24 protein-coding genes are annotated in these 26560 nt (G+C 59.3%); 13 read left to right on the top strand and 11 right to left on the bottom strand.

The window, feature by feature from the left end; all coding sequences use genetic code 11:
* Window positions 1–10 precede the first annotated feature (10 nt).
* The gene (locus tag ACZ1HA_RS07950; RefSeq protein ID WP_472713502.1) at window positions 11–451 is read left to right on the top strand and encodes an RDD family protein; all 441 of its coding nucleotides are present in this window, start codon (window positions 11–13) and stop codon (window positions 449–451) included.
* A 71-nt stretch (window positions 452–522) separates the two neighbouring features.
* A complete protein-coding gene (locus ACZ1HA_RS07955) occupies window positions 523–1341 on the top strand; it encodes an arginyltransferase (protein ID WP_472713503.1) in 819 nt (272 codons plus the stop codon).
* Window positions 1342–1425: 84 nt separating this feature from the next.
* Here ACZ1HA_RS07955 and ACZ1HA_RS07960 read toward each other — a convergent pair whose 3' ends face one another.
* The 4 genes from ACZ1HA_RS07960 to ACZ1HA_RS07975 all read right to left on the bottom strand — a co-directional run bounded on the left by ACZ1HA_RS07960 (window position 1426) and on the right by ACZ1HA_RS07975 (window position 6785).
* Entirely contained in the window at window positions 1426–1932 is a 507-nt protein-coding gene (locus ACZ1HA_RS07960; protein ID WP_472713504.1) for a VPLPA-CTERM sorting domain-containing protein, read from the bottom strand.
* Between the two features lie 311 nt (window positions 1933–2243).
* Complete coding sequence (locus ACZ1HA_RS07965; protein ID WP_472713505.1) at window positions 2244–4598, bottom strand: TRAP transporter large permease; 2355 nt, start codon at window positions 4596–4598, stop codon at window positions 2244–2246.
* A 43-nt stretch (window positions 4599–4641) separates the two neighbouring features.
* Window positions 4642–5574 (bottom strand): TRAP transporter small permease subunit, encoded by a 933-nt coding sequence (locus ACZ1HA_RS07970; RefSeq protein ID WP_375227576.1) that lies wholly within the window; start codon window positions 5572–5574, stop codon window positions 4642–4644.
* Window positions 5575–5696: 122 nt separating this feature from the next.
* Window positions 5697–6785: a TRAP transporter substrate-binding protein gene (locus tag ACZ1HA_RS07975; protein ID WP_472713506.1), complete on the bottom strand. Its 1089-nt coding sequence runs from the start codon at window positions 6783–6785 to the stop codon at window positions 5697–5699.
* A gap of 251 nt (window positions 6786–7036) precedes the next feature.
* On the opposite strand from ACZ1HA_RS07975, the gene ACZ1HA_RS07980 reads away from it, so the two are divergent.
* The 6 genes from ACZ1HA_RS07980 to ilvN all read left to right on the top strand — a co-directional run bounded on the left by ACZ1HA_RS07980 (window position 7037) and on the right by ilvN (window position 13090).
* A complete protein-coding gene (locus ACZ1HA_RS07980) occupies window positions 7037–8467 on the top strand; it encodes a cache domain-containing protein (protein ID WP_472713507.1) in 1431 nt (476 codons plus the stop codon).
* Window positions 8464–9114, top strand: a complete 651-nt coding sequence (locus ACZ1HA_RS07985) for a response regulator transcription factor (RefSeq protein WP_472713508.1) — start codon at window positions 8464–8466, stop codon at window positions 9112–9114. The genes ACZ1HA_RS07980 and ACZ1HA_RS07985 overlap by 4 nt, the downstream gene beginning before the upstream one ends.
* A gap of 63 nt (window positions 9115–9177) precedes the next feature.
* A complete protein-coding gene (locus ACZ1HA_RS07990) occupies window positions 9178–9894 on the top strand; it encodes a methyl-accepting chemotaxis protein (RefSeq protein ID WP_472713509.1) in 717 nt (238 codons plus the stop codon).
* 324 nt (window positions 9895–10218) lie between these two features.
* The gene (locus tag ACZ1HA_RS07995; RefSeq protein WP_472713510.1) at window positions 10219–11970 is read left to right on the top strand and encodes an acetolactate synthase 3 large subunit; all 1752 of its coding nucleotides are present in this window, start codon (window positions 10219–10221) and stop codon (window positions 11968–11970) included.
* Window positions 11967–12533 carry a hypothetical protein gene (locus tag ACZ1HA_RS08000; protein WP_472713511.1) on the top strand — a complete coding sequence of 189 codons (567 nt, stop codon included), beginning with the start codon at window positions 11967–11969 and terminating at the stop codon, window positions 12531–12533. The genes ACZ1HA_RS07995 and ACZ1HA_RS08000 overlap by 4 nt, the downstream gene beginning before the upstream one ends.
* Window positions 12530–13090, top strand: a complete 561-nt coding sequence (ilvN, locus tag ACZ1HA_RS08005; protein WP_298836170.1) for an acetolactate synthase small subunit — start codon at window positions 12530–12532, stop codon at window positions 13088–13090. The genes ACZ1HA_RS08000 and ilvN overlap by 4 nt, the downstream gene beginning before the upstream one ends.
* Before the next feature lie 19 nt (window positions 13091–13109).
* Here the strand turns inward: ilvN and ACZ1HA_RS08010 are convergent, their stop codons facing one another.
* On the bottom strand, window positions 13110–13448 hold the full coding sequence (locus tag ACZ1HA_RS08010) for a hypothetical protein (RefSeq protein ID WP_436399338.1): 339 nt from the start codon (window positions 13446–13448) through the stop codon (window positions 13110–13112).
* A 223-nt stretch (window positions 13449–13671) separates the two neighbouring features.
* Between ACZ1HA_RS08010 and ACZ1HA_RS08015 the strand changes: the two genes are divergently transcribed.
* The 3 genes from ACZ1HA_RS08015 to ACZ1HA_RS08025 all read left to right on the top strand — a co-directional run bounded on the left by ACZ1HA_RS08015 (window position 13672) and on the right by ACZ1HA_RS08025 (window position 15971).
* A complete protein-coding gene (locus ACZ1HA_RS08015) occupies window positions 13672–14469 on the top strand; it encodes a helix-turn-helix domain-containing protein (RefSeq protein ID WP_436399337.1) in 798 nt (265 codons plus the stop codon).
* A 102-nt stretch (window positions 14470–14571) separates the two neighbouring features.
* Entirely contained in the window at window positions 14572–15732 is a 1161-nt protein-coding gene (locus tag ACZ1HA_RS08020) for an aromatic ring-hydroxylating oxygenase subunit alpha (RefSeq protein ID WP_472713512.1), read from the top strand.
* Complete coding sequence (locus ACZ1HA_RS08025) at window positions 15729–15971, top strand: hypothetical protein (RefSeq protein WP_472713513.1); 243 nt, start codon at window positions 15729–15731, stop codon at window positions 15969–15971. Before ACZ1HA_RS08020 ends, ACZ1HA_RS08025 begins: the two co-directional genes overlap by 4 nt.
* Here the strand turns inward: ACZ1HA_RS08025 and ACZ1HA_RS08030 are convergent.
* The 6 genes from ACZ1HA_RS08030 to ACZ1HA_RS08055 all read right to left on the bottom strand — a co-directional run bounded on the left by ACZ1HA_RS08030 (window position 15944) and on the right by ACZ1HA_RS08055 (window position 24446).
* Window positions 15944–16729, bottom strand: coding sequence for a DUF2189 domain-containing protein (locus ACZ1HA_RS08030; RefSeq protein ID WP_472713514.1), 786 nt, complete (start codon window positions 16727–16729; stop codon window positions 15944–15946). The genes ACZ1HA_RS08025 and ACZ1HA_RS08030 overlap by 28 nt on opposite strands.
* A 29-nt stretch (window positions 16730–16758) precedes the next feature.
* Complete coding sequence (locus tag ACZ1HA_RS08035; protein ID WP_472713515.1) at window positions 16759–18171, bottom strand: amidase; 1413 nt, start codon at window positions 18169–18171, stop codon at window positions 16759–16761.
* A gap of 15 nt (window positions 18172–18186) precedes the next feature.
* Complete coding sequence (gene prfB / locus ACZ1HA_RS08040; protein WP_472713516.1) at window positions 18187–19311, bottom strand: peptide chain release factor 2; 1125 nt, start codon at window positions 19309–19311, stop codon at window positions 18187–18189.
* 71 nt (window positions 19312–19382) lie between these two features.
* The gene (locus tag ACZ1HA_RS08045; protein WP_472713517.1) at window positions 19383–21941 is read right to left on the bottom strand and encodes a penicillin-binding protein 1A; all 2559 of its coding nucleotides are present in this window, start codon (window positions 21939–21941) and stop codon (window positions 19383–19385) included.
* Between the two features lie 94 nt (window positions 21942–22035).
* Window positions 22036–23244 carry an N-acetylmuramoyl-L-alanine amidase gene (locus ACZ1HA_RS08050; protein ID WP_472713518.1) on the bottom strand — a complete coding sequence of 403 codons (1209 nt, stop codon included), beginning with the start codon at window positions 23242–23244 and terminating at the stop codon, window positions 22036–22038.
* Window positions 23245–23303: 59 nt separating this feature from the next.
* Window positions 23304–24446, bottom strand: coding sequence for a pyridoxal phosphate-dependent aminotransferase (locus tag ACZ1HA_RS08055; protein WP_472713519.1), 1143 nt, complete (start codon window positions 24444–24446; stop codon window positions 23304–23306).
* Between the two features lie 22 nt (window positions 24447–24468).
* Here ACZ1HA_RS08055 and ACZ1HA_RS08060 point away from each other — a divergent pair, with 22 nt between their 5' ends.
* Complete coding sequence (locus tag ACZ1HA_RS08060; protein WP_472715303.1) at window positions 24469–25803, top strand: M48 family metalloprotease; 1335 nt, start codon at window positions 24469–24471, stop codon at window positions 25801–25803.
* A gap of 2 nt (window positions 25804–25805) precedes the next feature.
* Complete coding sequence (locus ACZ1HA_RS08065) at window positions 25806–26555, top strand: DsbA family protein (RefSeq protein WP_472713520.1); 750 nt, start codon at window positions 25806–25808, stop codon at window positions 26553–26555.
* Window positions 26556–26560: the final 5 nt, after the last annotated feature.

Here is a 26560-nt window from a genome sequence, read left to right on the forward strand (position 1 = left end):
AGACCCCGTAATGAACGCCCTGCCCGACCCTGACATGCAACCGGAATTCTACCGCGATGTAGCACTCAAGCGCCTGATGGCCTGGGTGGTCGACGCGCTTGTGACGCTGCTGGGATGTGTCGTGATACTGCCTTTCACGGCGTTCACGGGGATCTTTTTCTTTCCTCTGCTCTTTCTGTTCGTTGGCTTTGCCTACCGGACCATCACCATCGCAAACGGGTCTGCAACCTGGGGTATGCGTCTCTTTTCGATTGAGCTGCGCCGCGCGGATGGCACAAAGCTTGATGCAGGCGGTGCTTTTGCACATACCCTGGGCTATACGCTCAGCTGGTTTGTGCCGGTTTTTCAGCTCATTTCGGTGATCATGATGGCCAGCACCTGGCGCGGTCAGGGCCTGAGCGATCACGTGCTGGGCACGGTCATGCTGAACCGTCGGGCCCTGCGTGCCTGACACCTGAAAGTTGCGCTTGGCGATGGCCGCCGGTCTTGGTATCGTGACGGTGGTACCACATCCGGAATTCCATGCGACACACGCTGCCCATCGCGCCCCAGTTCTACGTGACGGCTCCTCAACCGTGCCCCTATCTCGAAGGGCGCATGGAGCGGAAGCTGTTTACGGCCCTGCAGGGCGAGAACGCCGACAAGCTGAACGACAGCCTGTCACAGCAGGGATTTCGCCGTTCACAGAATGTGCTGTACCGCCCCTCATGCGCGGAATGCTCGGCATGCCTGTCGGCGCGGATCAGTGTCGCGGATTTCGCCCCCTCTCGCAGTCAGCGCCGTACTGCCGCACGCAATGAGGATCTGACCCGGCGGGCAACATCGCCCTGGGCGTCCGAGGAACAATACGAACTCTTCCGCTCCTATCTCGACAGCCGGCATGCCGATGGCGGTATGGCGGATATGGATGTGTTCGAATTTGCCGCCATGATCGAGGAAACACCGATCCGCAGCCGCGTAGTTGAATACACCAATGAGGATGACAAACAGCTGATCGGTGTGAGCCTGACGGACGTGCTCTCTGACGGGCTGAGCATGGTGTATTCGTTTTACGCCCCCGACATGCCCCGCAGGTCACTCGGCACCTGGATGATCCTCGATCACATCGAAATCGCACGCGAGGCCGACCTGCCCTATGTCTACCTGGGGTACTGGGTGCCGGGCAGCCAGAAGATGGGCTACAAATCCCGTTTTTCAGGTCTGGAAGTCTACGCTGGCGGGCGCTGGCAGAAAATGGACGACCCGGAACGGTTCAACGCCGATATGCATCCGCTGTCGACGGATCCGATTGCGGAACAGGTGGCAAATATCCACCTGCCTGATACGCGACCGGTACGCTGACCCTCTCACGCCCTGCAATGGGGCCCCGGAAAAGAGAAAGCCCGCGTCCGGAGAGGCGGGCTTTGTTTTTGCTGTCCGGAGACCTCAGGCTCTGCGCCGGTAACGCAGAAAGCCAAATACCCCGACGCCGGCAATAAGCAGCGGCATGCCGGCCGGCAGCGGCACAGGCGACGGCAGCGCTTCGACGGCGCTGGAACTCCAGAAGGCACCACCGCCTGTGAAGCCCGGCGCAAATCTTGAGACGCGCAGATCAAGACGTGTGGTTCCCGGGTCCAGCGCGATACGGGCAGATGCGGAGAAATACCCTTCGGGCAGAATGCTGGTGGTATCCCAGGCAACGTCCTGACCGTCGACAATAAGGTCGAATTCATCGCCGACAACGTAACCGTCCCGCGCGGTGAAGGTGAAAACAGAGGCCTCGTCGACCGTGATATCAAGCGTCGGTGTCCACCTGAACCGTACATCGGGGTTCCCGCCGGACCAGGAGAAAAACCCACGGTCAGGACCGTAAGGGTCAATCGTTGCAGCCTGGGCCGCAGTGCCGAATGTCAGTCCGGCCACCAGGAAGACGGCTTTGAACAGATTGGTCATGAACATACCTTTTGACGTGCTTTTACCTTGATCGTTCTATCACCAATAGGGGCCGCTACTGTCGAGGAAAAACGGAACAATTCTATTTAAAATCAATGTATTGACATTGTTTTGCCTTAGTTCCCCAAGGTTCACGCAACAATGATGTCAAACCCGCGCTTCTGTTTCCACGACCGTATTACCACCCACGGGTCCAACGAACAGAAGGTCCACCTTTTTCGAATCAAGGAGTGCATCTCTGCGCAACGTGGAACGTAAAAAGAAAGGGGGCCATGTGGCCCCCTCGTGTTTCTTCTGTCCTGTTGTCCTGGTCAGTTCGGGATCAGGTCCGGTACGATCGTGACGATGCCCGGCACAAACCACAGGACCGCGAGCCCCACCACCTGGATCAACACAAAGGGAATGATGCCACGGTAGATATGGCCTGTGGTGACTTCCTTTGGTGCCACGCCACGCAGGTAGAACAGCGCAAAGCCGAACGGTGGCGTCAGGAACGAGGTCTGCAGGTTCACCGCGATCATGATGGTCACCCATTTGGGATCAAAACTGCCGCCGTAAATGACCGGGCCGACAATCGGGATCACGATGTAGATGATCTCGAGGAAGTCGAGCACAAAGCCCAGCACAAAGAGCACCAGCATCACAATCAGGAAGACCGTGAACTCGTTGTCAAAGCTCTTGAGGAACTGCTGGATGTAGTGCTCGCCACCGAACGAGATCACCACCAGGTTCAGCACCTGGCTGCCGATCAGGATGGTGAAGACCATCGAGGTCACTTTGGCCGTCTCGCGCACGACCGGGCTCAGCACGCCGGAGGTGAAGAGAATCCAGCAGGAGAAGAGCAGGCCGAAGAGCGCATAGAGATATGCAGCGTAGGCGACGAAGAAGGCGAACCAGCTCTCAAAGCTCACCTGGTCTGTGTTGATCCGCAGGTCAAAGTTGATGCCCACAAGGATACAGACGACGATCGCCAGCGTTGACCAGATGATCACCTTGGGTGTGCGGTCCTGATCGCGCAGTTTGCGGTATGCGGCGAGCATGATCGCACCACCGGCACCCAGGGCTGCCGCGGGCGTCGGGTTGGTGATGCCCCCGAGGATAGACCCCAGAACCGCGACAATCAGCACGAGCGGCGGGAAAACCACACGGATCAGTTCGTTGGTGGCGCAGATCTTCGTTGCGTACACGACACCGTACATGACTGCTGCGAAGGGGATCAGCATCATCGCGACCATGGCACCCGGGGAGGTGTTCGCGCTGACAAACATGATGTCCACCAGGATCAGCAACACCGTACCGATGCCACCGATGATCAGCGGTTGCGGATTGCTGGAAGGCGACACCCCACGCGCGGTCGTCAGGAACAGCGAGGTGAGGATCATCATGATCGCAACGCCCGTACCGATAGGGGCCGCGTTGGCCACACGGTCCGCAATCGCGGCTTCGACTTCTTCCTCGGTCAGGGCCTCAGAGGCCTGAACACCGCCCGCGTCGTTGATGGCCGCCTGTTGTGCCACCGCAACGTCCCAGGCTTCCTGCCCGTGCAGTTCAATCATGGAGGCCTGACACTGTTCGCTGACGTTCGTGCGCAGCGAGGCGCCTTCGCCGATGTCAGAGAAGCGGGACACATCGGTGGACTGGCTGCCCACGATGCCGAGGTTGCCCAGCAGGATAGTACCAACCACCAGCAGCACCGGTGCGCCGAGGAACCATGTGAAGGCTTCGCCACGGGTAACCGGTTCCGCATTGGTGGAGCCCATCTCGACCGCCGGGGCCTTGTCAGGGTTCAGCAGCGCGTAGCCGAACGCATAGAGGGCATAGAGCAGCGCCAGCATGATGCCGGGCAGCAGAGCGGCCTGAAACAACGTTCCCACAGAGAGAACCGCGGGCTCGCCCAGATAGGTCAGCGCGTCGGTACAGCCCTGGGCCACCGCGCGTTTTTCCTGGGCAGCAGAATAAAGGTCACCCGCCAGCGTGCCGAGCAGAACGATCACGATGGACGGCGGGATGATCTGTCCCAGCGTCCCGGACGCAGCGATGACACCGGTTGAGAGTTCCGGCGAATAGCCGTTCCGGAGCATCGTTGGCAGTGCCAGCAGACCCATGGTCACAACGGTAGCGCCCACAATCCCTGTGGAAGCTGCGAGGAACGCGCCCACCACAACAATGGAAACCGCGAGACCGCCGGGCAGCGGGCCAAAGACGCGCGCCATGGTGGTCAGCAGGTCGTTGGCGATCTTCGAGCGTTCCAGGGTGATGCCCATCAGAACGAACATCAGAACGGCGAGCAGTGTTTCGATGGACTGGCCCGCGAGGACCCGTTCGTTCATCCGGTTCACAACAAAGGACACGTTACGGTCGAGGGCGACTTCCCAGCCTTTGGGGAACACCGGTTCTTCGATCCTCGGTAAGTCGGGGTATCGGAAAACGGATATCGTATCGGGTTTGACCCCTGAATTTACAAGGTCACGGTAAACCTGACTGCCGGTATCAATCGCCTGGTGGATCAACAGACCCGCACTGTCGAGTGCCGCGATGATCCCGAAGGAGATGACCCCTGCCCCGGCGATGGCGAAAGCGACCGGAAAGCCCGACAGAATGCCGCCAAAGAGGCAGATCGCTACGATAATCAGGCCGACTTCGACCCCGTCCAGACCAAAAAACATGTCTTACGTCCTCTCAGCGCAGCGCAGATGCGCGCGCAGTTCCTCAGTGCGTACCTTCGTACGCTTCCTCACCTTCGCCCAGCGTGTCGCGGTCCAGGTATTTATTCTCGCTCTCCTCGCCCTCGCGCCATTCCTGGAACGAGCGGAAGAACATGGCCATCGCCTGCAGGAAGACCATTGCGGTGAACGCCACCAGAAGGATCTTGAACAGGAAGTAGCCGTTGAAGCCGTTAGGGCTGAAGCCGATGGTTTCGACGTTCCAGCGCAGAGCACGGGATTTGTTGATCAGGCGGTCCAGCGTGTCAGAGGCAGATGGTTTGGGCACGATCAGGTGACGCCACAGGAAGAACCAGCCATACATCCAGATCAGAACCGCAACCGGCATCATAAAGAAGAGTGCGCCGAACATGTCGATCACCTTCTTTGTGCGGAACCGGACCGCGGAATAGACAAGGTCCACGCGGACATGGCCGCCCTGAACGAAGGTGTAGGCCATGCAGAGGCAGACCACGAGTGCGTTATAGAGTTTCAGCTCTTCTGCAAACCAGCTTATGTCGAACTGCAGCGGGATGCCAAAACCGATGGAAATGTCAGGGCGCGTGAAAATCCGCTGCATGAACACGATGACGATCTGCTGCAGGACCATAAGCAGCCCGGCCCAGGCAAAAAACCGGCCGACCGTGTTGGAGATGCCTTCCAGCACCCGGACGTAGTCCCACATCACAGAACCGCGCCAGATACCGACAGCAAACATCACGAGGAAGGTGGTGAAGATCACAAAGAAGAATTCAACCGATCCGCCATAGTAGACAAAGCGCATGATCGCCTGCTTGTCGCTCCAGTCGAGCCACAGCGACGGATTAAACAGGGCATAGAAGAAATTATAAAACGCCATCCCGATGTTCGTGATGACCCAGAGCAGAAACTCACCGATAACGCTGAACAGGCCGCCGCCTGCGGCTGCTTCATTTTCCATATGTCCCCCTCCCGGATGACCGTGCGCCGGTCGTTCGGAATGCCAGTAGTGTCAGGTCTGTGTCCGTCAGACCGATGCGGGGGGCCGCGTCATCGCAGCCCCCCGCAGTTTTGTGTTCAGTTTCAGCCGTTGGCCAGAACGCGGTTCCGCTGAGCCACGTAGAAGCCGTCCGACTTCAGCAGCCAGTCGGAGCTCTGTGCCAGCGATTCCTCGAAGGAAGTCCGGATTTTGGCAAAGAGTTCGTCGTTCATGTTCTCGTCCATGACTTTCTTGGACGCAGCACCGAAGGCATCCCAGACGTCATCCGGGAACTGCAGTGCTTTCACGCCCTGTGCCTGCAGACGCGCCAGAGCCGCACCGTTGTTGGCCAGAGTTTCGGCCAGCTGGTAGTGCGTTGTCGCCATCGCCGCGTTGGCGATGATCGCCTGATGCGACGGGCTCAGGTCATTGTAGACGTCGAGGTTTACACCGCAGGCCAGAGCGGAGCCCGGCTCGTGGAAACCAGCTGTGTAGTAGACTTTCGCCACTTCCTGGAAACCGGCGCGTTCGTCCGCGAACGGGCCAACCCACTCCAGACCGTCGAGCGCGCCCGAGGACAGCGCCTGGTAGAGTTCGCCACCCGGGATGTTCTGAACAGAAGCACCCAGTTCGCCCAGCACTTTGCCGCCGAGACCCGGCATACGGAACTTCAGACCGTTGAAGTCTTCGGCAGAGTTGATTTCCTTGCGGAACCAGCCACCCGATTGCGAACCGGAGTTACCTGCGAGGAAGGACTTCAGGTTGAAGATCTCGCCCAGCTCGGTGTGCAGCTCGTGGCCGCCGCCGTGGTGGTACCAGTTGGTCACTTCCTGCGCGGTACCGCCGAAGGGCACAGCTGTGAAGTAGGCATAGCCCGGATGCTGACCGATGAAGTAGTAGTCAGCCGAGTGATAGAGGTCCGCCTGACCGGAAGATACAGCGTCAAATACTTCAAACGCGCCGACCAACTCGCCCGGTGCTTTTTTGTCGATGGTCAGTGTGCCATCGGACATCGCGCCGACCATTTCCTCGAAATAGGTGGCCGCATCGTCCAGAACCGCGAAACCGCGGGGCCAGGATGTAACCATTGTCAGTGTGCGGTTGCCCTGGGCAATCGCGGGTGCCGCCATCGTTGTGGCCGCAGCGGCCGTGCCGCCAAGTGCAGATGTCTTCAGAAATGAACGACGATCCATAAGAGATACTCCTCCCAGATATGAAGCCCGCACCGCATACCGCGCGGCCGGGTCTTGTGAGTGCGGGCAACATTACCGGGATCGTTAATGATTTAAATACCTACTACTGCGTAGAGCGGGCGGTTTTCCGGCCATCCGGACAGATTTATTTACCAGTTTTGCAGAGCTTCCCGGAACGTTTGCGCAAACATGCGGTGCCGTCCGGGACGCCAGCCCTTTGATTCGCGCCGGATTCGCCTTAACGAATGGGCATGCGCCGTCTGACGGAACTTCTGCGGCCCAGCTATGGGCAAAAGCTGTCGCTGCTTGCGACGGTGCCGCTTATTGCGGCTGTTGCCGCGATTGCTGTGCTGGTGGCGCACCAGTCACGTGCCCTGGCAGAACGCGAGATCAGAGCGCTGGAAGTGCAGCTGCTCGAAGCCAAGAAGGCCGAGCTGCGCAATTACGTGACCCAGGCGCGCAACGGCTTCTACTTTATCTACGGCAATGCGGCACCGGATGATCAGGACGCACGCGATCAGGTCGCGCAGATCCTCTCGGCGATGATCTATGGCGAGGAGGGTTTCTTTTTTGTCTATGATTACGACGGCTATAATGTCGTCAGCCCGCGCCAGACCGAACGGATCAACCGCAACTGGCTGGATGAAACTGACAGCGAAGGAACGCCGGTTGTTGCCAGCCTGCTGGACATCGCGCGCCAGGGTGACGGATATCTGACGCACCTATGGCCCAAGCCCTCCAGCGGCGAGGAAGCGCGCATGATCACTTATGTCACCAGCTTTCCCAGCTGGCGGTGGGCTGTGGGCACGGGGGTTTTCATTGATGATGTGCTCGCCACTGTTGCGACCGCGCGGGCCGAGGTCGAAGCACGCGTGCAGCAGACGTTTATATATATCATGGCGATTGCCTTTGCCGCGCTGCTGCTGGTCTTTCTGACGGGTATGGTCCTGAACATACGGGAGCGCCGGCTGGCGGACGCCAAGCTCAAGAAGCTGACGCAACGGGTGCTCGATGCTCAGGAAGAGGAACGCGGTCGTGTGGCCCGCGAGCTGCATGACGGGATCAGCCAGATCCTTGTGGGCGTGCGTTATGCACTGGATACGGCGCGGCGCAAACTCGACCGTGGAGATCCGACAGCAGCAGACCCGCTGGGCAAGGGGATCGAAACCCTCGGCGAGGCGATCTCGGAAGTGCGGCGCATCAGTCGCGATCTGCGCCCAGGTGTGCTGGATGATCTTGGCCTCGGCCCTGCCATCAAGACCCTGACCGAGGAATTCAGTGCACGCACCGGCATTGAGACCGGCTTTGACACGGTCGTATTCCGCAACCGTCTCGACCCGGAAGCCAAAATCGCACTTTACCGTATCGCACAGGAAGCTCTGACGAACATCGAACGGCACGCGAGCGCGACCTATGTCCGGGTGGATATCCGCGGCCACAAACGCGGCGCCACGCTGCGCATCGAAGACAACGGGCGGGGCCTGCCAGCACATGGCGGCATGCCGGTCAGCGGCGGTCTGGGCCTGCGCAACATGCAGGAGCGGGTCGAACAGCTCGATGGCACCTTCCGTATTTTCCCGCCCGGCAATGGCCCCGGCACGGTGATCGAAGTCAGCGTGCCCCTGACCCACCTGTTGTCGCCCACCTCTGATTCTGCCAAAGCCCCGAAGGTGCCTGCATGACGTCCCCTGCCCCGATCCGCGTTCTCATTGTCGATGACCACCCGATGGTCGCGGAAGGTATTCAGTCCATTCTCGAAAGTTACGAAGATATCGAAGTCGTGGGCACCTGCAACGCCGCACGCACCGCGATTGATACGGTCGGGACAACAAACCCGGACGTGATCCTCATGGACCTGAACATGCCTGACATGGGCGGGCTGACTGCAACCGAGATTTTGCTTGAGCAGAGACCGGATACGCGCGTGCTTGTTTTGTCGATGCATGACAGTCCGGAATATATCTCATCCGCGCTCAACCACGGGGCCATGGGTTATATCCTCAAAGATGTGCCGACCGACGAAATCAAACAGGCCATCGATGAGGTCATGGCCGGTCGCCGGTATCTGTGCACCGGCGCCAGCGGATCGCTGAAACCCAAAGAAGGCGATGCGCGTGAGGCACTGACAGGCCGTGAACAGACAATTCTGCTGCAGCTCGCGCAGGGCAAGTCCAACAAAGAAGTCGCCATTGCACTCGACATCTCGGTGCGCACGGTCGAGACGCACCGCAAGAACATCAAGCGCAAACTGGGTATTTCCAGCACCGCCGGTCTGACCCGCTATGCGCTGGAGCATGGTGTACTGCAAGGCACCGGTGTCAGCATCTGATCTTTTTTGCGCTCGCGCGGTCCGGTTCAGACGATTTTAACGATAAACTCTGACAGTGCGGACATGAAAGATTTCCGCCAGACCAGTGTACCGGATGCCGCCACGCTCGATACGCTTCCCTACCGGGAGGCCATCGATCGTGTGGCCACGATCCGTGCGCAGGTGGTGCGCGTTGCCCTCGACGTCTCTCTGATTGTCGGCTCAGAGACATCCGACGCCGGTCTCGCGGATGAAGTTGCCGGTCTGGCCGAAACAATCCGGCGGGCAGCGGCCGTCGTCTCCGGCGACGATGTGTTCCCTGATCTGCCGGAACCGCTTAGCCACTGGATTGCCGCCAGAAGCGAGCCGCTGAAACAGGAACGGCGCGTTATCATGGCCGTGGCGGAATCCACCACGGCCCTGTCGGAGCAGCTTGCACAGGGTGAGACCATCTCCGCCGAGGATTTAGCCCGCTATGTCGCGAACGGGAAAACGGCCGTTTTTGCAGCTGTCACAGCAGTCATCACCCACCTGTGGGAAGGTATAGAAAGCGGCCGGGCGGCGCATCTTGCCGCTGCCGCGGAATCTGCCCGCAATCTGGAGGCCAGTCTCGACCGCCTAGACCGGATTGGCCGCTATGTCCGGTCGATGTCTATCAATGCTTCCGTCGAAGCCTCCCGTGCAGGAGAAGCCGGAAAGGGACTGACCATCATCGCTCACGAGTTCAAGACGCTGGCCGAAGAAGTACAGCAACTGATCGTCACCGCCCGCACGGACATCCGCGATATCAGCGTCGAATAACCCGAAATCAAGCCAAATCAGGTGCTGATTTTCACATTATTGCGCCACAGCAACCAGTGGCGCAGGGAAATTTCAAGAATTTGCGCTGTCAGGACATATTTTTTGTGTGTTTGGGTGTTGACGCTCCCGCCCCACACTCATAATGTCCCCGCAGCATCAGGGAGCCGACAGGCATGAACGCACTAGTCGTCATCGTAGGAACCAAGCGCATGGGCCGGTAACGGTAGACCATAGTCTGACCCATGCGCCCCCGCCAACGCCGGGGGCTTTTTTATGCGCAACAGTCAACAGGTCCCTGCCGGGACCGATACGGAGTTGAAAGATATGACACGGCAGATGTCCGGAGCGAAAATGATTGTCCAGGCCCTCATCGACCAGGGTGTGGACACTGTCTTTGGCTACCCCGGAGGCGCCGTCCTACCGATTTACGACGAGATCTTTCAGCAGAACGCCATCCGGCACATTCTGGTACGGCACGAACAGGGCGCGGTACACGCCGCCGAAGGGTATGCGCGTGCCACAGGCAAGCCCGGCGTTGTTCTTGTGACCTCCGGGCCTGGTGCGACCAACGCCGTGACCGGCCTCACGGATGCGCTGATGGATTCCATTCCGATCATCGTCCTGACAGGCCAGGTACCGACATTCATGATCGGCTCTGACGCATTCCAGGAGGCCGATACGGTCGGCATCACCCGCCCCTGCACCAAGCACAACTGGCTGGTGAAAGAGACGGACGCGCTGGCAGGTGTCATCCATGAAGCCTTCCATGTCTGCACCAGCGGGCGCCCGGGACCGGTTCTGGTGGACATCCCCAAGGACGTTCAGTTTGCGACCGGTACTTACCAGTCACCTAAACCGTCGGTGTCGCACTACCAGCCAAAGCTGAAGGGCGACATGGAAGAGATCACAGAACTGGTCGCCGCCATGGAAAAGGCCAAAAAGCCTGTGTTTTACACGGGCGGCGGCGTGATCAATTCCGGCCCGGGCGCGAGCCAGCTTTTGCGTGAACTGGTCAAAGCTACCGGCTTCCCGATCACGTCCACGCTGATGGGGCTGGGTGCCTATCCGGCTTCGGGCGAAAAATGGATCGGCATGCTGGGCATGCACGGGCTTTACGAGGCCAACATGGCCATGCACGACTGCGACCTGCTGATCAATATCGGCGCGCGTTTCGACGACCGGATCACCGGCCGCCTTGATGCATTCAGCCCCAAATCGATCAAGGCGCATATCGACATTGACCCCTCCTCGATCAACAAAGTGATCAAGACGGATATCCCGATTGTCGGTGACGTGGGCCATGTTCTGGAAGACATTCTCAAGGTCTGGAAAGCCCGCGGACGCAAAACCAACGCTGAAGCCGTCGGCAAATGGTGGGGCCAGATCAACGAATGGAAAAAGGTCAATTGTCTGCAATTCACGCAGGCCGGAAAGGTCATCAAACCGCAGCATGCGCTCGCACGGCTTGAGGCACTGACCAAGGATCATGACCGGTACATCTGCACCGAGGTGGGCCAGCACCAGATGTGGGCTGCTCAATATCTGGGCTTTGAGGATCCGAACCGCTGGATGACGAGCGGAGGCCTTGGCACCATGGGCTATGGTTTCCCCGCGTCCATCGGTGTTCAGATGGCACACCCGGACGCGCTGGTGATCAATGTGGCCGGTGAAGCCTCCTGGTTGATGAACATGCAGGAAATGGGAACCGCCGTTCAATACCGCCTGCCCGTCAAGCAGTTCATTCTCAACAATGAACGCCTCGGGATGGTGCGCCAGTGGCAGGAACTGCTGCACGGTGAACGCTACTCGCACAGCTGGTCTGATGCCCTGCCCGACTTTGTGAAACTGGCCGAAGCGTTTGGGGCAAAGGGGATTATCTGCTCTGACCCGGACGACCTTGATGATGCGATCATGGAAATGATCAACCACGATGGCCCGGTGATCTTCGACTGCCTCGTCGAAAAGCACGAAAACTGCTTCCCGATGATCCCATCAGGCAAAGCGCACAACGAAATGCTGCTGGGCGAAGCGGAAACACAGGGCGTGATCGACAGCAAGGGGAGTGTGCTGGTGTGACATGGCGGCGCTGTGCCAGATCTGCAAGACTGATTGCGGTCGCATTCGGTGTGGCAGCGTGTACGGCTCCCGAGATCCAGACAAAAGAAGCTCATGCATCCGAAGAGTTCCAATTCTCTCGAAAGCGTCACAAGATCAATGACCAGATCGCCGGGAAAACCATCCATTTCACCGATGCCAGCCACGGGACACAGGTTGAGTATTTCGCAGATAACGGAACAGCCATGCTTTGGTATCCGGGGAATAGTGTCGGCGTTCCGAGCCTTTGGAAGGTCACGGATCATGGTCGGGACACCGGCAATTACTCCATCTGCTTTATGTATCCATCCAAGTCATACAATCCGGTCACAAAGCAGCATGGTGGGGAGTGGGAATGCAGACATGTTTACGCTTTTTCCATTGCAATAGACGCAATTCATCCGGGCGACCCATACGGGCTTTTTGATGGAAAGATACCGCTACGCCTACCGAAAAACGTCAGTCTGTCACCCGAGGAGGTAGCCCAGATGGCCGGGAAGACGAATGACCTAACCTATGTTTGGAGACGGGGAAAAACCAAATGAGCGCATTGAAAATCAAAAAAGGCGCCACCAGCCATTCCGCTTACAACCTGCGTCCGACCTTTTCGGACGTGATTGAGCGGCACACACTCGCTGTGCTGGTCGAGAATGAGCCCGGCGTTCTGGCGCGTGTAATCGGTCTGTTCTCAGGACGTGGTTACAACATCGACAGCCTGACCGTCGCAGAGGTGGATCACACCGGGCATCTGTCGCGCATCACGATCGTCACGTCCGGAACACCGCAGGTTATCGAACAGATCAAGGCACAGCTGGGCCGGATTGTTTCCGTGCATGACGTGCACGACCTGACCGTTGAAGGTGCCAGCGTGGAACGTGAACTGGCCATGTTCAAGGTCGTGGGAACCGGGGACAAACGCGTTGAGGCGCTGCGTCTTGCCGACATCTTTCGGGCAAATGTTGTCGACAGCACGCTGGAAAGCTTTGTCTTTGAGATTACCGGCGCACCGGACAAAATCGACGCTTTCGCCGATCTTATGCGCCCGCTGGGACTTGCCGAAGTGGCGCGGACCGGCGTCGCGGCGCTTTCCCGCGGCGAGTAAAGCCTCAGATACCAAAAAATCAGCCAGCCCGGCAGGTCGCTGCGGGCTGGTTTTTTTCGCCGGGTGCGCTGAACGGTACGACGCGTCCCGAATTGCGCGGGCTGCTCATGCGTTCCGTCCGTCGCAGCGCGTCTGCAAGCGACGCACCTGCATTCTCCACAACAAGGCGCGGATTGTGCGCGCGCCGCAGTGACGACTGAACTTCCATGTCGAACTGGACCAGATCGCCCGCGTCAAAGAACGGTTCTGCACTCAGGACCTGATCTTTTGAATTTAGAAATGCGAGATCACCCTGATCCTCGCACCAGATGACGGCTTTCCCGTCAGATGAATCGCTCCACAGCACAACCCCAAGCATAGTACAAAGCCTATTCTGTTTTTTTCCAACTTATGGTAGCAAGAAGTTAACGTCAGCGCCCACGATAAAAACACCACCGTACGCTTGGAATTTGTGTCGCGCTGGATTACGGTTGACACAGTTACGAACGATAGTTGACGCTGTTTCGCGTCAACAGATTAACTGGTTCAGGATTTCTGCACGGCCGTTTCACATAGTGAAATAATGCCTTTTAAGGACGCACATGACTGCGACAACCCGAACCCCTGCCCAGCTGCGCAACATGTTTGGCGCAAATCTGCGGATTCTGGCGGCAGAATACCCTTCTATTTCAGCGCTCTCCCGTGAGCTCGGTATCAACCGGACCCAGTTCAACCGGTATCTGAGCGGTGAGAGCTTTCCCCGCCCCGATGTCCTGTCCCGGATCTGCGAGTTCTTTGGCGTCGACGCACGCGTCCTGCTTGAGCCTGTCGAGGAAATTTCATCTGACGCCGCGTCGGCAGCCGGTCCCTGGTTGCGGGACTTCATGGGGGACACCGTACGGCACATCCCGGAAGAAACTCTGCCCAGCGGGTTTTACCATTTCTCCCGACGCAGTTTTGTGCGCGAAGGCGAATTCGTCAGAGGTCTCACCTTTGTTCAGCGGGTCGGCAATGACACATATATGCGGGGGTATGAACCCAAGATGGCACTTGCCATGCAGGGCATTCCGGCCAGCCCGTCCGCCCGCGAGTTCAGGGGCTTCGTGCTGCGCATCGAAGAAGGGGTCGGCTTCATTGTCACCCGGCGCAACGGGATGACAGGCTCCTTCAACTACCTCGCTCAGGTGACATCCTTTCAGAATAACTTCTGGGTAGGGTATGTTGCCCGCACCGTGCGCGAGACATCCTCCAGCACGCGCATGACGCGTCTTGTGTACGAGCACATTGGCAATGACTGGCCGATGGTCATGGAGATTGCACGCGGCGCCGGGTTCTGTGGCTTTGACAGCCTTCCCCCCTTCCATCAGCGTCTGCTGCAACCGGATGATCCTTTCCGCTGAGCGACGCTTTATATGTCGCCTCGGGGAAACTCTGGTCGTTTTGACGGTCGCAATCCGGTGTGTTTGGCGTAACGTTTCGTCATCACGCTGAGGAATTCTGCCATGGACCGTCCCGTCACAGACCTGTCTGCCGTTCGCCGTCCCATTTCTGACGCCAACGGCCTGCCCAACGAACACTACACGGATCAGAACGTTTTTAATGAGGAAAAACAGTCTCTTCTGTTCGACAGCTGGTCCGGCCTGGCGGTTACTGCACAGGTTCCGGAGGCCGGTGACGCGGTCCCGATAACGTTTCTGGGGATGCCGTTGCTGCTGGTGCGGGATCGTTCAGGCAGTGTCCGGGTATTCCAGAACATCTGTCGTCACCGCGGCATGATCCTTGTCGAGGAGCCACGCCGCATCGAAGGTGCGATCCGGTGCCCCTATCACAGCTGGTGCTATTCCACTGATGGCCGGCTGGTCAGTACTCCGCATGTGGGCGGTCCAGGTCAGAATACCCATGAAGGCATTGACCGTGCGCTGCTGGGCCTTATCGAAGTGCGCAGCCACGTCTGGATGGGTGTTGTCTGGATCAATGTATCGGGTACCGCGCCCGAGTTTCAGGACGCCAACGCGGCGCTCCTTGAGCGCTGGCGGGAGTTTGATCTTCCGCTGTTCCACGGTGGCGGGCAAAGCGCTTTCACACTTGAAGTAAACTGTAACTGGAAGCTCGCGGTCGAGAACTACTGCGAGAGCTACCACCTCCCCTGGGTGCATCCTGGCCTCAACAGCTATTCGCGGCTGGAAGACCACTACCATATTGAAAATGAGGGACAATATTCGGGTCAGGGCACGCTTGTCTACCGTCAGTTGACTGGTGACGATGGCGAAACCTTCCCGGACTTCGATGGTCTGAGCGACAAATGGGATACCGCTGCTGAATACATCACCGCTTTTCCCAACGTGCTGCTTGGCGTGCACCGGGACCATACGTTTGCGATCATCCTGCAGCCCGAAGGGCCCGAGCGCACACTGGAGCATGTGCACCTCTATTACGCGCAGCCGGATACGGATGAGGCGCTGCGCACTGCGAACGCAGCATTGTGGAAAACAGTTTTTGCCGAAGATGTCTTTGTCGTCGAGGGCATGCAGCGGGGACGGCATGCGGTTTCCTTTGATGGTGGGCGGTTTTCTCCTGTGATGGACAGCCCGACGCATCTCTTTCACGACTGGGTTGCTGCACGGCTGGAAAGCACACGCGCTGCGTCAAAGGCTGCGGAATGACGTCACTGGATGCGCAGCTGCTTGATGCGCATGACAGAAACGATACTGAGGCACTGGTCGGGCTTTATGTCAGGGCTGCCGACGCATCAACGGATGATGAAGCCATCGGGTTCTATCTGACGCATGCCTACGTATATGCGCTCGAAACCGGGCACCCTGACGGCCCCGCCCTGCGGGCCCGGCTTGTGGAGCTGGGCCGCGAAGAGCCTCTTCAGGACCCGTCAGACAGCTGGGTATAAAGATGCCATGACGCATGGCCCAACACAGGCAGCGCGACCAGAAGCCCCAGGAACCACGGCACCAGTGCGGCGAATGTGATGACCGCAATCAGCGCAGCCCAGACCAGCATCACAACCGGCGCGCTGCTCACCGCCCGGAAGCTGTTGATCATTGCGGTGATGAAATCCACCTCCCGGTCCAGCAGCATGGGCAGGCCAATGACGGCAATCGAAAAGATCAGGACCGCGAAAACGGCTCCGACGCCCGTGCCAAAGAGCAGCATCATGATGCCGTTCGGCGTGAGGAACACCTCATAAGACGATGAAATATTTGTCATTGTTGAAAGGCCCAGAAAGAGCGCAAAGATCATGTGACCCAGAAAGAACCAGAACATGAAAATCACCACCATCATCGTGCAGAGTGATGGCAGCTGTCTCAGACGCTGCTGCCAGATGATCCCGAAGACGGCCGCCGGAGTGACCGGCAAACCCGCTTCCAGCCTGCGCGAGATTTCATATAGCCCCACGGCGGCAAACGGCCCCAGCAGCGGGAACCCGATGGCCGCGAGCACCAGCCAGAATGTGTGGCCGGTCTGAAGCGTAATCAGGGTCATCAGCCACCCCGCGACAACATAGAAGCCTCCGAAGATGAGGCCGTAAACAGGATGCCGCCGGAAATCGCCGAAGCCGGCCTTGAGTGCTGTTCCGATATCGTCAAGCCGCGCGGGGCGCATCTCGGGCGCGCCGGGTTTGATGTCCTGTGATGTTGCGTCGCTCATACTGATTCCCCCGGATCATATCTGCGACTTTACACCATCGCGGGCCGTTTCCCTGGCCAATCTGTTGCTTTGTGCCAGGTCTGAGCGATCTGCAGCAGATAGCTGTCGCTGTCCTGTGGGCCGATCAGCTGCAGCCCAATGGGCATCCCATCAGACCCGAACCCCGCCGGAACACTTACCGCGGGCAGCCCCGCCAGGCTGGCAGGCACAACCACCTGCATCCACCGGTGATAGGTGTCCATCTCATGACCGGCGATCGACGTGGGATGCGTCAACTCCGCGTCAAACGGCCAGACCTGCGCCGTGGGCAGCGCCAGGACATCATGTTTCCCGAACAACTGTGTCGCAGAGCGAAACCAGTCAGACCGGATACCGCTGGCCGCGTAGATTTCACGCGGCGACAGCGCAAGACCGGTTTCAATTTCGTGGATCATTGCCTCTTTCAACAGGGGACGCAGCGCCGGATCCTCGTATTTTTCCTGGTGCCGCATAGCAACAAGCCAGGCGCGCAGACGCGTCCAGCTGGTCCAGAGTGCGTCAGAACTGAACAGATCACGCACCGGTTCGACCGGCCACCCCATGGCCTGCATCGTACCAAGCGCCGCCTCGCAGGTCTCAAGCACCCCCTGCTCCATCGGCAGCGCGCCGCCCCAGTCTCTGAGCCAGCCAATGCGGGGTGGTCGAAGCAGGTCATCGATCCCCGGCAGTGACACGTCTGCCCCACGCGCAAACGGAACCCTCGGGTCGGTACCTGACATCGTATCCAGCAGCGCCGCCAGGTCCGAAGGCGTGCGCGCCATCGGACCATCTATGGCCAGCGTGCTGACAAAGACGTCATCCGCGTCCGCATCCGGCACCAGCCCCCAGGTCGGCCGCATGCCGTAAACATTGTTCCAGCCGGCAGGATTGCGCAGCGAGCCCATCATGTCTGAGCCGTCCGCCACGCTGAGCATACCGGTCGCCAGGGCCACCGCCGCGCCGCCGGAAGACCCGCCTGCTGAGCGGAACAGATCATAAGGGTTGCGTGTCGTGCCGAACACCGGGTTGTGTGTGTGACTGCCCAGTCCGAATTCGGGCGCATTGGTCTTGCCGATGATGATGGCCCCGGCGGCACGAATTCTTGCGACGAACAGATCATCCTGAGAGGCAACCTGACCGGCGAAAACCGGGGAGCCGCTGGTCGCAGACAAGCCCTTCGCCTGGGCCAGTTCTTTGATGGCAATGGGGATACCATGCAGCCAGCCACGTCGCGGGCTCTGATCAGCCGCGCGGGCCTCACGCAGCAGATCATCAGCAGGTCGCAGCGAAATGATGGCGTTTACCTGATCGTTGACCGCCGCGATGCGGGCCAGTGTCGACCGCATCAGGCTCTCAGCCGTCAGTTTTCCGGATGCAATGTCCGCACTCAGATCAAGGGCCGGTCTGAAGGAATGATCCTCCATCACGCCGCCCCGGGATCAGCTGCCCTGCGCTTCCGCGCGGGACTTGCCCGACACGTCCAGCGCCAGCGTCGCTGCCATCAGACCATCCAGATCACCATCCAGAACACCCTTGGTGTCCGACGTTTCAAAGCTGGTACGCAGGTCTTTGACCATCTGATAGGGCTGCAGAACATATGACCGGATCTGGTTGCCCCACCCGGCATCACCCTTGTTCTCATGCGCTTCGTTGATGGCCGCATTGCGCCTGTCCAGTTCCAGCTGGTAGAGCCGCGATTTCAGCGCTTTCATCGCGATGTCCCGGTTCTGGTGCTGCGACTTCTCAGAGCTGGTCACGACGATACCCGTCGGGTGGTGCGTTATCCGTACAGCCGAATCTGTGGTGTTCACGTGCTGACCGCCCGCACCAGAGGATCGGTAGGTATCGATGCGGATGTCTGCTGGGTTCACCTCGATATCGATGTTGTCATCGACCACCGGATACACCCAGACCGAACTGAAGGAAGTATGGCGCTTGGCTGCAGAATCGTAAGGCGAGATGCGCACCAGACGATGAACGCCGCTTTCCGATTTCAGCCAGCCGTATGCATTCACACCACTGATCTTATAGGTCGCGGATTTGATCCCGGCTTCATCACCGGCGCTTTCCGCCTGCAGCTCTACTTTGTATCCCTTTTTCTCCGCCCAGCGGACATACATCCGCGCGAGCATGGACGCCCAGTCACAGCTTTCTGTACCGCCGGCACCGGCGTTGATCTCTAGGAACGTGTCATTGCCATCCGCCTCACCATCAAGAAGCGCTTCAAGCTCTTTCTGGGCGGCTTTCTCAGCAAGGGCATGCAAGGCCTGCTCCGCATCGCTGACGACCTCTTCGTCTTCCTCCATCTCCCCCAGTTCGATGAGTTCAATGTTGTCGGTCATATCCTGGCGGATACTTTCATAGGTCTCCATGGCGTCGACCAGCATCTGGCGGTCGCGCATCAGCTTTTGTGCCGCTTCCGGGTCATCCCAGAGGTTCGGATCCTCAACACGCGCGTTGAATTCCTCGAGCCTGTGGTGTGCGGTCTCCACGTCGAGACGCTGCGCCAGAAGCTCAAGCGATTTTTCAATTTTTTCAACGGTATTCTGTGCGTCTGCGCGCATTGCGTTCCTGCCTCAGCCAATCTCTGCCCGTTGATAAACCAGCGCCTGGGCAGCGGCAAGCGCTGCGCGTGTCAATAAAGACCGCCGGAGCTGACCGTCCCGAAACCGGCATTCGGTCCGACGGTTACCGTATCGCCGGTTGAGGTGGTGACCTGCTGTGTCCGCTGGTTCTGGCCAACTTCCTCAAAGAGCGGAAGATCGGCACCCATGGCGAAACCACCGTCATACATGATCCCAAAGACCGGCTCCTCGCCCGCGCGGAAATACTCGGCCACCACGGATTCGCCCTGCGCATCATCATTCAGGCGCGCACCGGTGAACCGATCGATCTTGATGAAACGGCCACCTGGGGGAATTTCGAAATCACCACCGCCATATTTCTGTGTCGCCTCTTCCATAAAGCGCTGGAATACCGGGCCACACATACCGCCACCCGACGCCCCGCGCCCCAGACCGCTGGGCTGGTCATAGCCGATGTAGCAGCCCGCGACGATGTTGCTGGTGAAACCAACAAACCAGACATCCTTGGCGTCATTCGTGGTGCCTGTTTTGCCTGCCGTCGGGACCGGCAGGTTCACTGTGCGTGCCGCCGTACCACGGTCGACAACGCCGCGCATCATTGATGTCAGCTGATAGGCGGTCACCGGGTCCATGACACGTTCACGGTTGGATATGATTTTGGGCGCGACACCCGCCGTCAGCTCAGGTTTCTCGCAGTCAAAGCAATAGCGGTCATCGTGGCGATAGATAGTCTTACCATAACGGTCCTGGACACGGTCCACCAGCGTCGGTGTCACCCGTTCGCCCCCGTTGGCAAACATCGCATAGGCGGCAACCATTTGATAAAGCGTCGTTTCTTCGGACCCCAGGGCGTTTGCAAGAAAGGTGCCCATATTGTCATAGACACCAAAGCGTTCGGCATAGTCAGCCACAACGTTCATCCCGACTTCCTGTGCCAGACGGATGGTCATCAGGTTCCGCGAGCGTTCGATCCCTGTGCGCAGGGGTGTCGGGCCGTAGAATTCGTTGGACGCATTGCGCGGCCGCCACAGGCCCTGGGGCGTATCAATCTCGATCGGCGCATCCACCACGATGGTTGCAGGTGAATAGCCGCTGTCGAGCGCGGACGCATAGACGAAAGGTTTAAAACTGGAGCCCGGCTGGCGTTTAGCCTGCGTGGCGCGATTAAATACACTGGACTGATAGGAAAAGCCGCCCTGCATCGAGATCACACGGCCCGTGTTGACGTCCATCGCCACAAAAGCACCCTGCACTTTCGGCACCTGGCGCAGCGACCAGCGCACAAAAGTGCCGTCTTCGTCGGAAATAATCGCGCGCACATGCACCACATCCCCCACGTCGAGCAGATCACCGGCGGCGTCGGCTTTGGGCCCGGTCTGGCCGTCAATGGACCGTTTGCGCGCCCATGTCACATCCCGGGCAGCTATGAAATGGCCCTCTGCATCTTCCTCAACGCCTTCGATCCCGATACGCGCATTGCCACCGCCGACCGACAGAACAACAGCCGGATACCAGGGGCCGTCGAGTTCAATGTCACGGGCAATTTCCACATCACTCAGGGCCGCGCGCCAGTCCGCTTCAGACGTCAGACGGTCCGGGTCGATCTTGTTGGTCGCTTCACGCCAGATACCCTGCTTGCGGTCGTAATCCTCAAGCTGGCGGCGGAGCGATTCCGCGGCAACCGGCTGCAGTTCCTGGTCGATGGTCGCCCGCACTGTCAGACCGCCGGTGAAAAACTCGCCCTCGCCGAAATCCTCGCTCAGCTGACGGCGGATTTCATCGGTGAAATAGTCCCGTGGCGGCAGAACCGATTTGAAACTCTCAAAGTCACCATTCTGCACCGACCGCAGTGGCGCCGCGCGTTCTGTCTCATAAGCCGCCGTCGAGATGTAGCCGTTCTCCATCATCTCGCGCAGAACGAAGTTGCGGCGCGCGAGCAGCCGGTCCTTCTGGCGCACGGGATGGTAATCGCTGGGCGCCTTCGGCAGCGACGCAAGGAACGCCGCCTCATGTGGCTCCAGATCCACAAGCGGTTTGTTGAAATACGTCTGCGACGCAGCGGCCACACCATAAGAGTTCTGCCCCAGGAAAATCTCGTTGAGGTAGAGCTCCAGAATTTTCTCTTTGCTCAGGGTTTCCTCAAGGCGCGCTGCAAGGATGATCTCCTTGATTTTCCGCTCTGCCCGCCGGTCGCCGGACAGCAGGAAGTTCTTCATCACCTGTTGCGTGATGGTCGATGCGCCGCGCAGGTCCTGGCCGCGCGACCGCACGGCGTCAACACCAGCTGCCGCAATACCACGCAGGTCATACCCGTCATGTTCGTAGAAATTCTTGTCTTCGGCAGAGATAAAGGCTTGTTTGACCAGATCAGGGATAGTGTCTGCTGGCGCGAAAAGCCGCCGCTCTGTGGCAAACTCGTCGATGATCTGTCCCTGCCCGGAATAAATCCGGCTGATTGTCGGCGGCGAATATTGTGCCAGCGACTCGTGGCTCGGCAGGTCGCGGCCATAGACCCAGAAAATCGCGCCAATCGTCAGAACCACCATGCCAAAAGCCATGGTGATGGTGGTGAAAATGCCACCAAAGAAGGACAGGATGAACCGGATCACTGTGTGACTCACTTTTCAGGGCTGCGCACTTCGGCTGTTATACCGGTCACGGCGGAAATCGTCAAAAGCCCGGCGGCGGGCACACGCGCAAAAGTTACTGCCGCAACAGAGCTCTGCGCGCTTCGTCTTCCATATGCCAGGCCAGCAGACCTGAAACAAGTCCACCCACCATCTGACTGCGCCATTCCGGCCGCCGCAGGTTATCCAGATCACGCTGACTGGAAAGAAAGCCGACCTCGACCAGCACCGAAGGGACATCGGCCGACTTCAGCACCGAAAAGCCTGCTTTGCGCAACGGATGGCGGTTCATCGGCCCGCCCGCCTCGTCCATGCCGGTGACCAGTGACCGGGCCAGGGCTGCGGTCCTCGGTGCGGTTTCACGCCGGGCAATATCCAGCAAAACCCCCGCGACGACATCATCAGCGCCCGTCAGATCGACGCCTGCAAGAATATCCGCGCGGTTATGACGCGCCGCCAGCAGGGCTGTTGCCTTATCGCTCGCCTCTTCGGACAGGGTGTAGACTGTTGCGCCCTGCGCGCCGCCATCGGCCAGTGCGTCGGCATGCAGCGACACAAAAGCATCTGCCTCCACCTGCTGCGCCAAAGCAACGCGGGTCTGCAACGAGACGAACACATCGCTTTGCCGTGTCAGTACCGCGTGCACCAGACCGGTGGCTTCGAGTGCTGCCTTCAGCTCGCGCGCCATATCCAGCATCAGAACCTTTTCAGACAGCCCTTCGCGTTCCGCACCAGGATCAATGCCACCGTGACCGGGATCAATGGCCACCACCATCAGGTCATCATCGGTGCGCTTCCGGGGCGGGACAACCGGTTCCTGCGCCCAGAGCGCCGTCGCCGGAACGCCGGACGCTTCGGCAAAAGCGCCCGGCGATACCGGCTCAAGAACAAGGGACAGCACCGCTTTTCCAGAGCTGTCATCAATGCGCATACCTGTTTCTGCAGGCAAAAGCGGCGCATCAAGGTCTGCAACCAGCCGCGACCAGCCGGGGCGGAAGACGCCGCTGCGCAGACCGGTTATTGCGGCACTCTGCTGAACCATCGTTTCTGCGGGAATGGCTTCGGTGTTCAGGCCCCTGAAATCAACCACCAGGCGCGGTGGAGCGTCGAGCGTGAAAACACGAAAAGGGACGCCGTGGCTCAGCGAAAGCGTCATCACAGCGCCGCCGCCGCGCATGTCGGCCGCGCTGCTCTCGCCGGGATTTACCATCGCTGCCTCCTCCGCTGATGCGGAAAAACACAGCGCCACGGTCAGCGCCGCCGCCATCGCCAGAATTCGGATCATCTGCTGCTCTGCCTTTTTTCAGGCAGTTTATCCGATCATCCCCGGCGTGTGAATCCCCGTCAGCGCCGCTGCATAAAGGTTTTGAGACGCTCCAGCCCCTGGGCAATATCCGCCGTCGAGCGCGCATAGGAAAAGCGCAGGGTTTGGTTGCCCCGCGCCTGATCAAAATCCAGACCCGGCGTGACGGCGACACCCGCCTCGCGCAGAATTTCCGCCGCAAACGCACGGCTGTCCTCCGTCAGATCGGAGACATCTGCGTAGACATAAAAGGCGCCATCCGGCGGCGCGATATTCGTGAAACCTGCGGCCGGCAATCCGTCCAGCATCAGCCTGCGGTTTGCGCGATAGACCTCCATGTTGGCTTCCAGCTCGTCGGTCGCATCCATCGCTGCAAGCGCTGCAATCTGGCTGGCATGCGGCGCACAGATGAACATATTCTGGGCAATCCGTTCAACCACCCGCACATGATCCTCAGGTACAACCATCCAGCCAACCCGCCAGCCGGTCATGGAAAAATACTTGGAAAACGAGTTGATGACATAGGCGTCGTCTGTGATTTCGAGGGCGGTCACAGCCTTCGCCTCATATTCAATCCCGTGATAGATTTCATCTGAGATAAACGAAGCGCCCTGCTCCGCTGTCGCCTGCACGAGCGCCTGCATCGCCGGCCGGTCCAGCATCGTGCCCGTCGGGTTTGCCGGTGAAGCAACCATAAGACCCGCGAGGTTCTGACCGGCGAAATCCGCAGGCACCGGCTGCAGCCGGTTTTCCGGTGCCGTTTCAAGATCAACAGGAACGAGATCAAGCGCCCGGAGGATCTGGCGATAACTGGGATACCCCGGCGCGCCGATGCCGACACGGTCACCGGTATCGAAAAGCGCCGTGAAGGCGAGCAGAAATCCGCCGGACGATCCGGGCGTGATCACGACACGGGCAGGATCCAGATCCACATTGTACCAGTCGCCATACATCTGTGCGATCCGCGCGCGCAGCGCCGGCAACCCAAGCGCCACAGTATAGCCCAGCGGACCTGCCTGCATCGCAGCCGTCAAAGCCGCGGCAGCCGCCTTCGGCGCACCTGTTCCCGGCTGCCCCACTTCCATGTGGATAATGTGCCGGCCCGCCTCTTCCGCCCGCCGCGCGGCCTCCATGACATCCATCACAATAAATGGATCGACCGAAGAACGCCTTGAAACCCGCATCTATTCGCTCCTTATTGGGTGCATGATCTTTCATCGCGTATTCCGCCTGGCGTCAATCCCGCTGATGCTGCTCTGGATGGCAGCAGCACCGCTGCACGCCCAGGGTTTGCTGCGCGATTCCGACATTGAATACGGGTTAAAACAGCTGGCCACTCCGGTACTGTCAGCGGCGGGCCTTAACCCGAACCGGGTCAAGATCCTGGTGGTGAATTCCAGTTCTCTGAATGCCTTCGTGGTCGGGAATGATGCGATCTTTGTGCACTACGGCCTGATCAACCGCATGAAAAATGCGCCGATGCTCCAGGCGGTACTGGCCCATGAGGCGGCACATATCGCAAATGGACACATTGTGCGGCGCATGGGCAACCTGGCCAGTGCGCGCACAGCATCCGGACTGGGGCTGGCTCTGGCCGCTGTTGCGGCGGCGACAACGGGCAGTGGCGCGGCTGCCAGCGGAATCGCGATTGGCACCCAATCATCCGCGCAGAGACAGTTTTTCAAACACACCCGCGCCGAGGAAGCATCGGCTGACCAGTCGGGTATCCGGTTTCTGAAATCCGCAGGCATCCGGCCCTCTGGTATGTCCGAGGTTCTGGAGATTTTCAGCGGTCAGGACCTGCTGTCTGAAACCCGGCAGGACCCCTACCTGCGCAGCCACCCTCTGTCGCGGGACCGGTTGCGCGCGGTCAAAGGTTTTGTCGCCGCCTACGGCGATGACGGCAAGGACGATCCGACCGCCGCTTATTGGTTCGAACGGGTCAAGGGGAAGCTCAGCGCCTATACCCGCGCACCGAAATGGACGCTGCGACGCCTGGAAGAAACCCCTTACCCGGACGTCCGCCTCCTGCGGGAAGCGGTGGCGGAACACCGGCAATCCCGGACAAAACAGGCACTGAGCGCCATAGACAAGGCGATAGCGCGGCGCCCCAACGATCCCTTTCTGCATGAGCAGCGCGGACAGATCCTGTTCGAGACGCGGAACTTTCAGGCAGCCACTGCCGCCTATGCCCGGGCTGTGAAACTGGCGCCCAATGATGCACTCATCCTCTCCGGTTATGGCCGCGCCCTGCTCGTGCAGGATGATGTGAGGGGCGCGAAACGCGCGCTGGAAAAAGCACGGTCCATCGATTTCCGGGACGGATCCATGATGCGCGATCTTTCGGTCGCCTACGCACGCAATGGTGAACAGGGAATGGCTGCGCTGATCACCGCGGAACGCTATGCTCTGTCGGGACGCATGAAGGATGCGGGCATCCATGCCAAACGCGCGGCGGGGCTTCTGCCTGCAGGTTCAGGTCCACGGCAGCGCGCTGACGATGTACTTAATGCGGCCCAACGCGCCGCGAAACGGAGATAATAATGTTGAGGAAACTTCTTTTGTCAGCGGCACTGGCTTTCGGTGCCCTTGCCGCTCCGGCGCAAGCACTGGATCTGAATGCTATGTCGGATGCGGAGCGCGACGCTTTTGGCAATCAGGTCCGCGAGTACCTGATGGAAAACCCTGAAGTCATTATGGAAGCCGTACGCGCGCTCGAAGCACGCCAGGCAGAGGCTCAGGCCGAGGCCGATGTGGCACTGGTCGCCGATAACGCGGATGCGCTGTTTGACGATGGGTTTTCCTATGTCGGCGGCAACCCGGACGGAGATATCGTGCTGGTTGAGTTCATGGACTACCGCTGCGGCTTCTGCAAACGGGCCTTCGGTGAAGTTGAGAAACTGCTCGAATCCGACGGGAACATCCGGTTCGTTGTAAAAGAATTCCCGATCCTCGGCGAACAATCAGTTCTGGCGTCACGGTTTGCAATCGCCACGCAGATGGTGGCAGGCGACGAGGCCTATAAGGCTGTTCATGACGCGCTCATGTCCTTTAACGGCGACATTACACTCGCGTCGCTGCGCAGGCTGGCGGATACCTATGGCGTCGACACTGCAGCGGTTGAGGCGAAAATGGACGATGAAGAGGTGACCGACCGGATCCGGTCCACCCGTGCCCTCGCACAGCAGCTTCAGATCACCGGCACCCCCACTTTCGTTCTGCAGGACGAGTTGCTGCGCGGTTACCTGCCGTTCGATCAGCTTCAGACAATCGTTGAAGACAAACGCAGCTGACGCGC

This window comes from Roseobacter sp. S87 (assembly GCF_055693285.1).